The following is a 12,855-nucleotide window of genomic DNA, read 5'->3' as shown; positions in this document are numbered from 1 at the left end:
AACAACATAGAGGGACAGGCGCGCTTATTCCAGCGCGGCCCCCGTCTGAACCATGGATAGTGAATGACCGATCACATGCAGCCTCCCGTCGCCGACCGCCGCCAGCATAGTTTCTCGCATCACGGTATCACGGTTGACGATCCTTACGCATGGCTGCGCGATCCCGGCTATCCCGATGTGAAGGACAAGGATGTCCTGGCCTATCTGAAGGCCGAGAACAGCTGGTTCGAGGGTGCAATGGCGCCGCACAAGCCTTTGCTCGACACGCTGTTTCAGGAGATGAAGGGGCGCATCAAGGAAGACGACCAGTCGGTTCCGCAGAAGGATGGAGACTATATCTATTGGCGCGCTTTCGAGACGGGGGCGCAATATCGCAAATGGTATCGCAAGCCGTCCGCCGGCGGTGACGACCAACTGATATTGGACGAACCCGCACTGGCAGCGGGGCATGAGTATTTCCGGCTGGGCGCCATGTCGGTCAGCCCGGATGGCCGCTACCTTGCCTATGCCATCGACACCAATGGCTCGGAACGGTTCGAAGCGCGGATCAAGGATCTCTTCTCTGGCGAAATATTGCCTGAAGTGATCCCAGATACGCTATCATCGCTGGTGTGGACGGCCGACAGCAAGGGGCTGCTCTATGGTCTGGCCAACGAGAATTGGCGGACCGACAATGCGCGGCTGCACTGGCTGGGCCAGAGCATCGAGAGCGATGTCGAACTGTTCCATGAGGATGATGAAGGGTTCCGCGTCTCGATCGGCCTGACCTCTTCGGAAAAATGGATCGTCATTGCGACCGGCGATCATGTGACCAGCGAAGCCTGGCTGATCCCGTCCGACGACCCGACAGCGACGCCTCTGCTGGTGTCCGCGCGCAAGGCCGGCCGCGAATATGATGTCGATGAGCATGAGGGCACGCTCTACATCAAGACCAATGACAGCCATCCCAATTTCCGGCTGGTGAAGGCGACGCTGGACGCGCCAGACCAGTGGGAGGAAGTGATCGGCGCGGACGCGCATTTCTATCTGACCGATTTCACGCTGTTCAAGGGTTTCTATGTCACCGAAGGGCGACAGGACGGCCTCGACCAGATCGAATTGCGCGATTATGCGACGCATACGCCCAAGCGCATCCCTTTCCCGGAAGCCAGCTATTCGGCGAGCCTCGACGACAATCCCGAATATGACGTGACGAAGCTGCGCATCGGCTATGAATCGATGGTCACACCGGACACCATCTATGACTATCATCTGGCGACGGGTGAGTTGGAGGTGCTGAAGGTTCAGGAAATTCCTTCGGGCTATGACGCCACCGGCTATGCGGCCGAGCGGCTGATGATCGCGGCGCGCGACGGCACGCAGATTCCCGTATCGATCGTCTACCCCAAGGATTTCCCGCGTGACGGCAGCGCGCCGCTGCATCTTTATGGCTATGGCGCTTACGGCATGGCGATGGAGCCGGGCTTTTCGACCAGCCGCCTGTCGCTGCTGGATCGCGGTTTCGCCTTTGCCATCGCCCATATTCGTGGCGGCGATGATCTGGGCCAGCAATGGTATCTGGACGGCAAGCTGGACAAGCGGGTCAATACATTCACCGATTTCGTCGATGTGGCGAAGGGGCTGATCGATCTTGGCTATTCGTCGAAGGGCAAGATAAGCATTTCGGGCGGATCAGCAGGCGGCGAGTTGATGGGCGCGGTGATGAATTCCGATCCCGACCTGTGGGGCGCTGTGGTGGCGCATGTGCCGTTTGTGGATGTGCTCAACACCATGCTGGACGAGACATTGCCCCTGACGCCGGGCGAATGGCCGGAATGGGGCAATCCGATCGAGGATGAGGCCGCGTTCCGCACGATCCAGAGCTATGACCCCTATACCCATGTCAGCGCGCAGGATTATCCGCCGTTGATGGTGACGGCGGGCCTCAACGATCCGCGCGTTACCTATTGGGAACCGGCAAAGTGGGTGGCAAAGCTGCGGGCGACCAAGACCGACCAGAATATCCTGTTGCTCAAGACCAATATGGGTGCGGGCCATGGCGGCAAGTCGGGGCGGTTCGAAAGCCTGCATGAGACGGCGGAGGAATTCGCCTTCATCCTGTGGCAATTGGGTGTGGAGGGCTGATGGCGTCCAGTTTCACCAAACAGATCACCGCCTGTCCCGAGCATATCGACGAACTGGGCCATGTGAACAACGCGGTCTGGGTCCAGTGGATGGAGCAGGTATCGGTCGAGCATTGGCGGCAGGACGCCGATCCGGCCCATGTCGATGCCTATATCTGGGTCGTGACCCGGCACGAGGTCGATTATCGCGGCAATGTGACGCAGGGCGACGTGGTGACGGCGCACACTTGGATTCCAGAGCCGCCACGCGGGGCGCGGTTCGACCGGCTGATCGAATTTACCGGGCCGGACGGCAAGGTGAAGGTCGCGGCCAAATCCACCTGGGCGATCATCGACAAGGCGACCGGCCGGATATTGCGGGTTCCGGCCGAAGTCGCAGCCAACTTCATCGACTAACGCCGTTCAGGGTCGGGCGACCTCAAACATATCTTCTATCCCCGGTTCGCTTGGCATCTCCTCCCGCTCGGTAGCTTGCCGTGCCCACATCAGAGCGTAGAGGCCGTCGGCGCGGACGAGGTCGCTATGGCGGCCGCGCTCCACGATCACGCCCTTGTCCAGCACGATGATTTCATCGGCATCGACCACGGTCGAAAGGCGATGGGCGACCACCAACGTCGTGCGCTTGCGGCTGATATCGCGCAGTACCGTCTGGATTTCCGTTTCCGTTCGACTGTCCAGAGCGCTGGTCGCTTCGTCCAGCACCAGCACCGGCGGATCCTTGAGCAGGGTGCGGGCGATCGCCACGCGCTGTTTTTCGCCACCCGACAATTTGAGGCCGCGTTCGCCGACCCGCGTGTCATAGCCCTGCGGCAGACCCATGATGAAGTCGTGGATGGAGGCGGCCTTTGCCGCGGCCTCTATGTCCGCCTGGCTTGCCCCTTCGCGGCCATAGCCGATATTATAGCCGACCGTGTCGTTGAACAGGACCATGTCCTGCGGCACGATGCCGATCGCGGCGCGCAACGAGGCCTGGGTCACGCCGGCGATATCCTGCCCGTCGATCGACACCTGCCCCGACTGGATGTCGTAGAAGCGGAACAGGATGCGAGCGATGGTGGATTTGCCCGCGCCCGACGGGCCGACGATCGCCAGCGTCTTGCCCGCCGGGACGGTGAAGCTGACATCGTGCAGGATTTCGCGTTCGGGATCATAGCCGAAACGCACATGGTCGAAGCGAACGGCACCGCCATGCGGCTGCAACGCCGGCGCGTCGGGGCGGTCGGCGATTTCCTGCTGCGTGTCGATCAGCTTGTACATCGCCTCCATATCGATCAGCCCCTGACGAATGGTGCGATAGACCATGCCGAGCAGGTCGAGCGGCCGGAACAGCTGGCTGAGCAGCGTATTGACCAGCACCACGTCGCCGGTGGTGAACTGGCCCCGGCTCCAGCCCCAGACACTATAGGCCATGGCCCCCGCCATCATCAGGTTGGTGATGAGCGATTGTCCGATATTGAGCCAGGCGAGGCTGTTCTCGCTCTTGACCGCCGCTTTGGCATAGCGACGCATCGCCGTGCCGTAGCGGGTCGCCTCCCGCTGCTCGGCTCCGAAATATTTGACCGTTTCGAAATTGAGCAGGCTGTCCACGGCATGGGCGACGGCATTGGTGTCCATGTCGACCATGTCGCGCCGCAGCTGGTTGCGCCATTCGGTGACGGTGCGGGTGAAGCCGATATAGAGCGCCACCATGACGAGCGTGGCGACGACCAGCCCAAGGCCGAATTTGACGAAGAAAATGGCGCAGACCGCGACCAGCTCCAGCACCGTGGGCGTGATGTTGAACAGCAGGAAATAGAGCATCGTGTCGATGCTTTTGGTGCCCCGCTCCACGATCTTCGTCACGGCGCCGGTGCGGCGGTCGAGATGGAAGCGCAGCGACAGGCGGTGGAGGTGGACGAAGACATCGTCGGCCAAGCGCCGGCCAGCCTCCTGCCCTACTTTTTCGAACACGGCATTGCGCAGATTGTCGAACAGGACGCTGCCGAAGCGCGCGCCCGCATAGACGGCGACCAGTGCCATGGCGAGGCCGACCGCCGGCTCCATGCCCGGCGCCATCCGGTCGATCGCCGCCTTGTAGGCGAAGGGCATGGCGAGACTGACGATTTTCGCCAGCAGTACCAGTCCCATGGCGATGGCGACCCGGCAACGCAGCGCGGCCGAATCGGCCGGCCAGAGATAGGGTAGGAAACGCCGTAATGTCGCCCAGATGGGCGGGATCGGCGTGGAATCGGGTGTGGTGGGTGGCATCGGCCTCTATGTAGGCACTGTCGCTCAGCGATCCAGTAAATTGGCCTGCGGATAGACACCAAACAGACATATCGTATCGCACCTTGCCTGCTGCGGTGCACCATGGCAGCCTGCATGCTCCTCCCCTTCTTCGACAAGGATGATGCGCGGCATGGAACCTTTTAGCGTAGCGCTGGCCCCCGAACGCCTGTGGCAGGCGATCAATCCCCTTACATGGACCCAGAATGGCGGGCAGATCGGCCTCGTCAACATCGCGCTGGGCCAGACGGCACGGCCCGACATAGAGCGCACGGTGTTGAACGACGTGGGCAGCTATGGCCGGCAGATCGGCCGGATCGGCGACGCGCTTGAAGTGCTGATCCGTCATTTCGACAGCAAGGCGCTGGACGCCGCGGAACGCGATGCGCTGACCATATTGATGGGGCAGCTGGCGGAAATCCGCAAGGTGAAGGCGCGGGCGCGCGACGCTGACTGAACGGCGGCGTCCGCTCTCTTTTCCGTATCGGAGACGGGGGTGAAGGCGGCGATTGCGCGGCTTGCCGGAACAAAGGGCCGTTTTAGACTCTTTTCCTTTGCGGCATCGCGCGGCATGATGGGGCGGTCGTAGCGCATCGCAGGAGGCAAGGCAGGCGCATGTTCGGGTCTTTGTGGAAGCGGATTTTCGGAAACAGGACTGCCGGCGACGACCAGATATGCGAGGCGAAAAGCCCTGCCCCCAACCCTACCCCCAGTTATGACCCCGTTGCCGCGTTGCGCGACTTGGTGCGGCGCGATGTCGCCGGTGGCTTTTTCGATGATGACGCAATCCTGACCAACGCCAACGACGTGTTCGAGGAAGAATTGCCCCGGCCGTTGTTGCGGGTCGAGGCGTCGGCTGCGCTGCGCGCGGCGCTGGCCGATCATCGCGCCGCCGAGCGGGACTGGTCGGACATGACCGATTGCGACCGGCTGGATGCCGCCTTCGATGCTCTGGAAGAGGAAGGCATCGTCGCACGGCAGAATTTCACCTGTTGCGGCACCTGCGGCGCGTCCGAAATCTGGGACGAGATCGAGACGGCCCAGAATGAGGGCATGTCTGTGGAAGGCTATGCCTTTTTCCATATGCAGGATACCGAATCCGCCGTGGAAGGCCATGGCCTCTATCTGAACTATGGCGCCTGTCAGCAAGGCGAGGATGCGGCGGTCGCCATCGGTAATCGCATCGTCGAGCAGTTGGAGGCACACGGCCTGACCACCAGTTGGGATGGCCGGCTGGAACAGCGGATCGCCGTGCCGCTGGAATGGAAGAAGCGGCGCGGCGCGGTGCTGATCCAAGGATAGGCTAGCGAAGTTCACACCGTTGTCGGGTTTTTCGGCCCGAAGCGCTCGCATTGCACTCGCAACGCCCTCCCAAAGCCTCACCTGCGCTCTCGCGATGCGCCTCTTCCTATCGGGTGATAGCAGCATGCGCGATACTCAGCGGCCGGGTCATCAACTGGTCGTGCAGCAGCAGCGCCTCGGCCCAGTTGCGGTCAAATTCCGTGCCGGTAAGTCGACGGCGCAAGCGATGCGCGCTGGACGGCGACATCCCCACCGCACGCGCAGCGTGGCGGACGCTGCCGGTCTGGAGCAAAGTCCCAAGGAAACTCGCCTGTAGCGACGGCGTCCAGCGGGCGCGACGTTTTTTAGTGGGGCGAGCGGGCGGATTGGGGGGAGAAGGCTGGTCCATCCATGAGGATAGATCAGAGATTTGGCGTGTAGGACAGCATCGTGTCGGGCGGGGGCCGGGTTGTGACAAACAACTTCGACTCGCTCGTCGACATTGTCTATCCCTTAAGCATGAGGGAAGATGTCGCTGACGACCGCTGATCCACATGTGAAGCGGCAGCAGCCACCTTGCGATTCTGTACCGAATTTAGTACATGAAGACCATGCAGACTCTTAGCGTTTCCGAAACCCGCGCCAACCTCAAGGCCGTGCTTGATCGTGTCGTCGCCGACAGGGCGCCGATCCAGATTGTGCGGCCCAAGGGCGAGGGCGTGGTGATGATTTCGGAAAGCGAATGGGAAGGCATGCAGGAGACGCTGCATTTGCTGTCGTCACCCGCCAATGCCAGGCATCTGCTGGAGGGCATCCGGCAACTGGATGTCGGGCTGGGCGAGGAGCATGAACTGATCGCGCCGTGAAGATCGTCTTCGGGTCGCAGGCATGGCAGGACTATGTCGCGTGGGCAGCGGATGATCCCAAGGTGCTGGCGCGGATCAACGCGCTGATCGGCGAATGCCGCCGCGATCCGTTTCGCGGCACGGGCAAGCCGGAACCGCTGCGGCAGAATCTGACCGGCTGGTGGTCAAGACGCATCACCGGTGAGCATCGGCTGGTCTATCGGGTGAGCGGATCAGGCGAGACGCAGGCGCTGGACGTGCTGAGTTGCCGGTATCATTATTGAGGGAGCATTTAGTGGGAGAAGAGTGGAATGGAGAAAATTCTACTGTCGTTTGCAAGTGCTCTGCTCGGATTTTTGGTATCGCAGTCTTTCAACTTCGTAAACTACGTGAGGCGACCTCGATTTAGAGTGAAAAATTGGAATCGAGGAATATTGTCCTCATATACAGGTGATCCACCTGAAACTCCTTGGGAAATAGAGTTAGGATTTCTCCTCGAAAACTATGGGAAAAATCCTGCAAAAAACGTGAGGATTTTTGTATCGGATATCCATGGCGCAACGAATTCTGATCATCAGTTACGATTAACTTCCATTGAACTTCTTGAACTAAAACGGCCTGTAGATCTGCTTCCTCCGGGAGAATGTGTTTCAGTCAGACTTGGAAAAATAAGCGGAGACAAAGCCGAAATCGGCCTTTGCTTGCAATCATCCTTAGACCAAGAGGAGCTAGGAATGATCGGCGCTGACACACGTGGATGCGTCCGCTTTTCAGCAAAGTTTTATGTCGGTTGTGACGATAAGAACTCGTATCGATCATTCTCGCTCGAATTTCGACCCGATAAGGATGAATGGGCCGCGTCATTTTTCGAGGACTATACGAAAGAGTATCTCGATGGCTTGACGCGACCGAAGCCTAGCTAAACACTGACTTCTCAATCATGCTCCCTGCCGCCAGCGCCCATATAGAGTTCGCTGCCGGTAGCCTTGAACAGCCTGCTCATCTCTTCCATGCCTTTCAAGGCCGCAGCCTTGCTGGCCTCCGCCACTTCCGCGCCGGTCAGGCCCGCTTCGAGGAAGCCGTCGGCGGGCTGGTTCTTCTTTGCGGCAAAGTCGCGCACTTCCTGCGTGATTTTCATCGAGCAGAATTTGGGGCCGCACATGGAACAGAAATGGGCGCTCTTGGCGCCTTCGGCCGGCAGGGTCTGGTCGTGATATTGTTCGGCCGTGTCGGGATCGAGCGAGAGGTTGAACTGGTCGCGCCAGCGGAATTCGAAACGGGCGCGGCTCAGCGCATCGTCACGGACCTGCGCGGCCGGGTGTCCCTTGGCAAGGTCGGCGGCGTGGGCAGCGAGCTTGTAGGTGACGACGCCGACCTTCACATCGTCGCGATCGGGCAGGCCAAGATGCTCCTTGGGCGTGACGTAGCAGAGCATCGCCGTGCCGTACCAGCCGATCTGCGCCGCGCCGATGCCGCTGGTGATATGGTCGTAACCCGGCGCGATGTCGGTGGTGAGCGGCCCCAGCGTGTAGAAGGGCGCTTCGCCGCAGACTTGCAGCTGCTTTTCCATATTCTCCTTGATCTTGTGCATGGGCACATGGCCCGGCCCTTCGATCATCACCTGCACATCCTGTTTCCAGGCGCGGTGGGTCAGTTCGCCCAGCGTGTAGAGTTCGCTGAACTGCGCCTCGTCATTGGCGTCGGCGATGGAGCCGGGACGCAGGCCGTCGCCCAGCGAATAGGCGATGTCATAGGCCTTCATGATCTCGGTGATCTCGTCGAAATGCTCGTAGAGGAAGCTTTCGCGATGATGGGCGAGGCACCATTTCGCCATGATCGAACCGCCACGCGAGACGATGCCGGTGACGCGCTTGGCCGCCATCGGGATATAGGCAAGGCGCACGCCGGCATGGATGGTGAAATAGTCGACACCCTGTTCGGCCTGTTCGATCAGCGTGTCGCGGAACACGTCCCATGTCAGGTCTTCGGCGATGCCGCCGACCTTTTCGAGCGCCTGATAGATGGGAACGGTGCCGATCGGGACCGGCGAATTGCGCAGGATCCACTCGCGGGTGTCATGGATGTTGCGGCCGGTGGACAGGTCCATCACCGTGTCCGCGCCCCAGCGGATCGACCAGACCAGCTTGTCGACTTCTGCTGCGACGTCGGAGGCGACGGCGCTGTTGCCGATATTGGCGTTGATCTTCACCAGGAAATTGCGGCCGATCGCCATCGGCTCCGATTCCGGATGGTTGATGTTCGACGGGATGATGGCGCGGCCACGGGCGACTTCATCGCGGACGAATTCGGGGGTCACATAATCGGGGATCGATGCGCCCCAGCTTTCGCCGTCGCGGACATAATCCTTCAGGCGGGCACGGCCCAGATTCTCGCGCTCCGCGACATATTCCATTTCCGGGGTGATGATGCCGCGGCGGGCATAGTGCATCTGGCTAACATTGGCGCCAGGCTTGGCGCGCAGCGGGCGCTTCACCACGTTCGGGAAAGGCTGGACGCCGCCACTCCGGTCCGGCCCCTTGAGCCCATTATCCTCCGGCTTGATCGCGCGCGCGTCATAGTCCTCGACATCGCCGCGCTCGCTTATCCAGTCGCGACGCAGCTGCTGGAGGCCCGCCATGATGTCGATGCGCGCGTCGGGATCCGTGTACGGCCCCGAAGTGTCATAGACGCGCACCGGCGGCTCGCCGCTGCCCGGCTCCAGATGAATTTCGCGCATGGCGACCTTGCGCGGGCCGACATGAATCTTCTTCGAGCCACGGATCGGACCAGTAGTGACGTTCATTGCGGCCTGCCGGCCGAAGAAGCCTTCGGCTTCGGGCATCTCGGTGCGGGCGGGGACATCTGCCATGGATTTGCCTTTCAGACGATGATGGTGGCGCGGCCGGTGAGGCCGGCGAGGAAAAGGAGGATGCCGAGGATGAGCACGATGCTGGCCCAGACGCGGATGAAGCCGGTCGACCAGTGGCCGATGCGGATGAGCGGGCTGGGCACCGCAAGCAGGGTCGCGCCCTCGATCAGCGCGACATAGCCGATCAGGCTGACCATAATGGCAAGCGGGTCGGTCCAGATGCTGTGGATCAGGACCAAAGTGCCGCCGACCGCAAAGACCGCGAAGCCCAGCGCCACGACCAGTCCTGGCGACCGGTTGAGATCGTCCATCACCGCCCGCCAGCGCGACGGGCTGGCCAGCCCGCCAAGGCCGACGACGATCATGTAGAGGCCGAAAATCTCGGCCAGGCGCAGCGTCAGAACGGAAATCGTATCCATGGGCCGCCTCTCTTTCGTCTCTTTTCAAAGACGCAGGGCGGACGCGGTTTGCAGATTACACAAGCCGTTCCCTCCCTACGCCGGTGTCAGCCGGATCAGGTTCAACGGGTCGTGGCCACATCAGCCACCTCTCAACCGCCTGTGTGCGGTCCCCCGGGGATGCTGGACAGGATAGGGGCGAAACGGCACAAGGTCCAGCAGCTTATGTTCGATACCCCGCCCCCCGATCTTTCGACCAAGGCCTGGCGTCATGAAATGCGCATGGTCGCGGTACGGCCGCGCCGCTGGGGGCTGTGGCTGCTGACGCTGGGTTTCCTGCTGGTCATGGCGCCCGCCGCCTTTGGGCTGCATAGCCTTTGGGGCTGGTCGCCCAGTCTGATCGGGAGCCTGTTGATGCTGGCGGCGTTACCTTTGCTGGTCGCGGGCGCGCTGTTGCGGCGGCGATATCGGCGGGGGCGGATAATGCCGCAAAGGGGAAATAGCCCATGAAAAGGATGATGTTGCTGGTGACTGCCGCGATGCTGACCGGGGCCGGTGCGCCCCCTGCCCCCGCTCCCGCCCCGGCGGATGATCCCTTCATCTGGCTGGAGGACTGGACCGGCCCGCGCGCGATGCAGTGGGTCGAAGCGGAAAACAAGGCGACCCTCGCCGCCTTTCAGAATGATCCGCGCTATGCCGGCTATTACCGGGACGCGCTCGCCATCGCATCGGCCAAGGACCGGATCGCCATGCCGATGCTGATCCACGGCCGCGTCTATAATTTCTGGCGCGATGCCGATCATCCGCAGGGTATCTGGCGCTACACGACCGAAGCCGACTATGCGACCGATGCGCCGCACTGGACGACGGTGCTGGATCTGGACGCCCTGTCGAAGGCGGACAGCAAGAAATGGGTGTGGAAGGGTGCGACCATCCTCGATCCCGAGGAGCGGCTGGCGCTGATCAACCTGTCGGACGGCGGCGAGGATGCGGTGACGCTGCGCGAATTCGACCTGGTGTCGGGCGCGTTCGTGCAGGGCGGTTTCGATATTCCCACCTCCAAGCAGAATGAAGCGTGGCTGGACAAGGACTCTCTGCTGCTGGCCCGCGACTGGGGCGAAGGCAGCATGACCAAGTCGGGCTATCCCTTCGTGGTGAAGCTGGTACAACGCAGGCAGCCCTTGTCGGCGGCACGGGAAATCTATCGGGGCGCGGCCAGCGATCAGGTCGGCACCTTCCCCATGCTGCTGTCCGACGGATCGGGCAATCGCGCCGCCTTCCTTTATCGTGGCGTCACCTTCTTCGGCAACGAAACCTATCTCGTCACGGGCGAAGGGGTGAAGAAGCTCCCTCTGCCCGCCAAAAGCCAGTTGCTGGGCATGGTGCAGGGACAGGTGCTGATCCAGACCAGCGAAACATGGAAAAGCGGCGGCGTCACCGTGCCGGCGGGATCGCTGGCGGCGGTGCCGTTAAAGGCCTTGGAATCAGGTGCCACACTGGCCCCTCAGATCCTGTTCGCGCCCAATGCGCGCCAATCCATTGACGGCGTGACGGCGACGAAGAGTCGGGTGATCCTGGCGATCAACGACAATGTGCGCGGGCGGGTGCTGGTCCTGACGCCGGAAAAGGACAAGTGGACAGCCACCCCGGTCACCCTGCCCGACAACGCGACCATCTCCATTGCCAGCGCCACCGACAAGAGTGATGCCGCCTATCTGGCGGTCGCGGGCTTCCTGGCGCCGACGACGCTGTGGGCGATCGACGCCGCCAATCCTGCCCCACGCCAGGTGAAGGCGATGCCCGCGCGCTTCGATGCGTCCGGACTGGTGGTCGATCAACATGAAGCGACATCGACCGACGGCACGAAAATCCCCTATTTCATCGTCCATCGCAAGGACATGAAACCCGATGGCAGCACTCCGACGATCATGACCGCCTATGGCGGTTTCGAGGTGCCGATGACGCCCAGCTATGCCGCGATTACCGGCAAGCTGTGGCTGGAGCGGGGCAACAGCTTCGTGCTGGCTAATATCCGCGGCGGCGGCGAGTTCGGCCCGGCCTGGCATGAGGCGGGCCTGAAGACGAAGCGCCAGATCATCTATGATGATTTCGCGGCCGTGGCGCAGGATATCTTCGCGCGCAAACTGTCCTCGCCCCGTCGCTTCGGCATTTATGGCGGGTCGAACGGTGGTCTGTTGATGGGCGTGGAGTTCAATCAGCATCCCGACCTGTGGAACGGGGTCGTCATTCAGGTGCCGCTGCTCGACATGATCCGCTATGAGCAGATTGCGGCGGGTGCATCCTGGGTGGATGAATATGGGAGCGCTTCCGTGCCAGAGGAGAAAGCCTTTCTCCAGACAATTTCGCCCTATGCGAATATCCGCAAGGGAGGGACATATCCCACGCCTTATATCTGGACCACAACCAAGGACGACCGTGTAGGACCGCAGCATGCGCGCAAGTTCGCGGCGCGGCTGAAGGACTATGGGCTGCCCTATCATTTCTATGAAGATACAGCCGGCGGCCATTCGGGCGACGCGGATATCGAACAGGGCGCGCGGTTGCAGGCGATGCAGATGGTCTATTTCAGCCAGCGTCTGGAGGGAGACTGAGCCTGGCGCCGGGCGGTGCCCCCTCTGGAGAGCGCATATAAACAAAAAGCCCGCCAGATTGGCGGGCTTTTTGTTTATTACGAAAGCAGGATTTGAACCGACGACCGTCAGTTCATGCGTCTGACGAGACGGAGGCACAAAAGGCAGTCCCCGGGGGGGGAACTACCCGACTGCTGACGTGATTTGTGATGTCTAATTGGATTAGCGACCTCTTGGTTGCGGGAGTAGGATTTGAACCTACGACCTTCAGGTTATGAGCCTGACGAGCTACCGGGCTGCTCCATCCCGCGCCAAGAAGGCGCGACCGGAGGTCGCTGGGTTGTGGATGGGTTTTAGATCGATATATGCGCGAGCTGCAATGCCTGGCGACGCCCTACTCTTCCAGTGCTTGAGCAATAGTACCATCGGCGCAGACTGGTTTCACGGCCGAGTTCGGGATGGGATCGGGTGGGTCACAGACGC

The 12,855-nt window shown here is 61.4% G+C and carries 12 protein-coding genes, 1 tRNA gene, 1 rRNA gene and 1 riboswitch; of the genes, 8 read left to right on the top strand and 6 right to left on the bottom strand.

The features are described from left to right. Positions 1 to 63: 63 nt before the first annotated feature. Positions 64 to 2,124, top strand: a complete 2,061-nt coding sequence (locus tag RQH62_RS20990) for a S9 family peptidase (RefSeq protein WP_311270597.1) — start codon at positions 64 to 66, stop codon at positions 2,122 to 2,124. Continuing rightward, the gene (locus tag RQH62_RS20985; RefSeq protein WP_311270596.1) at positions 2,124 to 2,519 is read left to right on the top strand and encodes an acyl-CoA thioesterase; all 396 of its coding nucleotides are present in this window, start codon (positions 2,124 to 2,126) and stop codon (positions 2,517 to 2,519) included. The genes RQH62_RS20990 and RQH62_RS20985 overlap by 1 nt, the downstream gene beginning before the upstream one ends. A gap of 6 nt (positions 2,520 to 2,525) precedes the next feature. Here RQH62_RS20985 and RQH62_RS20980 read toward each other — a convergent pair whose 3' ends face one another. Next, positions 2,526 to 4,370, bottom strand: a complete 1,845-nt coding sequence (locus RQH62_RS20980; RefSeq protein WP_311270595.1) for an ABC transporter ATP-binding protein/permease — start codon at positions 4,368 to 4,370, stop codon at positions 2,526 to 2,528. A 151-nt stretch (positions 4,371 to 4,521) separates the two neighbouring features. Here RQH62_RS20980 and RQH62_RS20975 point away from each other — a divergent pair, with 151 nt between their 5' ends. Both RQH62_RS20975 and RQH62_RS20970 read left to right on the top strand, forming a co-directional pair. Beyond that, positions 4,522 to 4,845: a hypothetical protein gene (locus RQH62_RS20975; protein WP_311270594.1), complete on the top strand. Its 324-nt coding sequence runs from the start codon at positions 4,522 to 4,524 to the stop codon at positions 4,843 to 4,845. 158 nt (positions 4,846 to 5,003) lie between these two features. Next, a complete protein-coding gene (locus RQH62_RS20970) occupies positions 5,004 to 5,690 on the top strand; it encodes a DUF6891 domain-containing protein (protein WP_311270593.1) in 687 nt (228 codons plus the stop codon). A 106-nt stretch (positions 5,691 to 5,796) separates the two neighbouring features. Here RQH62_RS20970 and RQH62_RS20965 read toward each other — a convergent pair whose 3' ends face one another. Then, entirely contained in the window at positions 5,797 to 6,078 is a 282-nt protein-coding gene (locus tag RQH62_RS20965; RefSeq protein ID WP_311270592.1) for a LysR family transcriptional regulator, read from the bottom strand. Positions 6,079 to 6,280: 202 nt separating this feature from the next. On the opposite strand from RQH62_RS20965, the gene RQH62_RS20960 reads away from it, so the two are divergent. Then, the gene (locus tag RQH62_RS20960) at positions 6,281 to 6,535 is read left to right on the top strand and encodes a type II toxin-antitoxin system prevent-host-death family antitoxin (RefSeq protein WP_311270591.1); all 255 of its coding nucleotides are present in this window, start codon (positions 6,281 to 6,283) and stop codon (positions 6,533 to 6,535) included. Then, positions 6,532 to 6,798, top strand: a complete 267-nt coding sequence (locus tag RQH62_RS20955; RefSeq protein WP_311270590.1) for a Txe/YoeB family addiction module toxin — start codon at positions 6,532 to 6,534, stop codon at positions 6,796 to 6,798. The genes RQH62_RS20960 and RQH62_RS20955 overlap by 4 nt, the downstream gene beginning before the upstream one ends. A 650-nt stretch (positions 6,799 to 7,448) precedes the next feature. On the opposite strand, the gene thiC is transcribed toward RQH62_RS20955, so the two are convergent. Both thiC and RQH62_RS20945 read right to left on the bottom strand, forming a co-directional pair. After that, on the bottom strand, positions 7,449 to 9,383 hold the full coding sequence (thiC, locus tag RQH62_RS20950) for a phosphomethylpyrimidine synthase ThiC (RefSeq protein ID WP_405053578.1): 1,935 nt from the start codon (positions 9,381 to 9,383) through the stop codon (positions 7,449 to 7,451). A gap of 11 nt (positions 9,384 to 9,394) precedes the next feature. Beyond that, on the bottom strand, positions 9,395 to 9,802 hold the full coding sequence (locus tag RQH62_RS20945) for a DUF2065 domain-containing protein (RefSeq protein ID WP_311270589.1): 408 nt from the start codon (positions 9,800 to 9,802) through the stop codon (positions 9,395 to 9,397). Positions 9,803 to 9,857: 55 nt separating this feature from the next. Beyond that, positions 9,858 to 9,968: riboswitch (TPP riboswitch) on the bottom strand. A gap of 38 nt (positions 9,969 to 10,006) precedes the next feature. Here RQH62_RS20945 and RQH62_RS20940 point away from each other — a divergent pair. Continuing rightward, positions 10,007 to 10,291, top strand: coding sequence for a hypothetical protein (locus RQH62_RS20940; protein ID WP_311270588.1), 285 nt, complete (start codon positions 10,007 to 10,009; stop codon positions 10,289 to 10,291). Then, positions 10,288 to 12,393, top strand: coding sequence for a prolyl oligopeptidase family serine peptidase (locus RQH62_RS20935; RefSeq protein WP_311270587.1), 2,106 nt, complete (start codon positions 10,288 to 10,290; stop codon positions 12,391 to 12,393). The genes RQH62_RS20940 and RQH62_RS20935 overlap by 4 nt, the downstream gene beginning before the upstream one ends. Before the next feature lie 213 nt (positions 12,394 to 12,606). Here the strand turns inward: RQH62_RS20935 and RQH62_RS20930 are convergent. Beyond that, a tRNA-Met gene (locus RQH62_RS20930) sits at positions 12,607 to 12,683 on the bottom strand. Positions 12,684 to 12,753: 70 nt separating this feature from the next. Then, positions 12,754 to 12,855: ribosomal RNA gene (gene rrf / locus RQH62_RS20925) — 5S ribosomal RNA — on the bottom strand; the annotation flags it as partial.

The organism is Sphingobium sp. WCS2017Hpa-17 (genome assembly GCF_031843765.1).
GTDB lineage: Bacteria > Pseudomonadota > Alphaproteobacteria > Sphingomonadales > Sphingomonadaceae > Sphingobium.
Note: the sequence above shows the minus strand (reverse complement) of the source record. Positions and strands in the feature narration are given on the sequence as shown.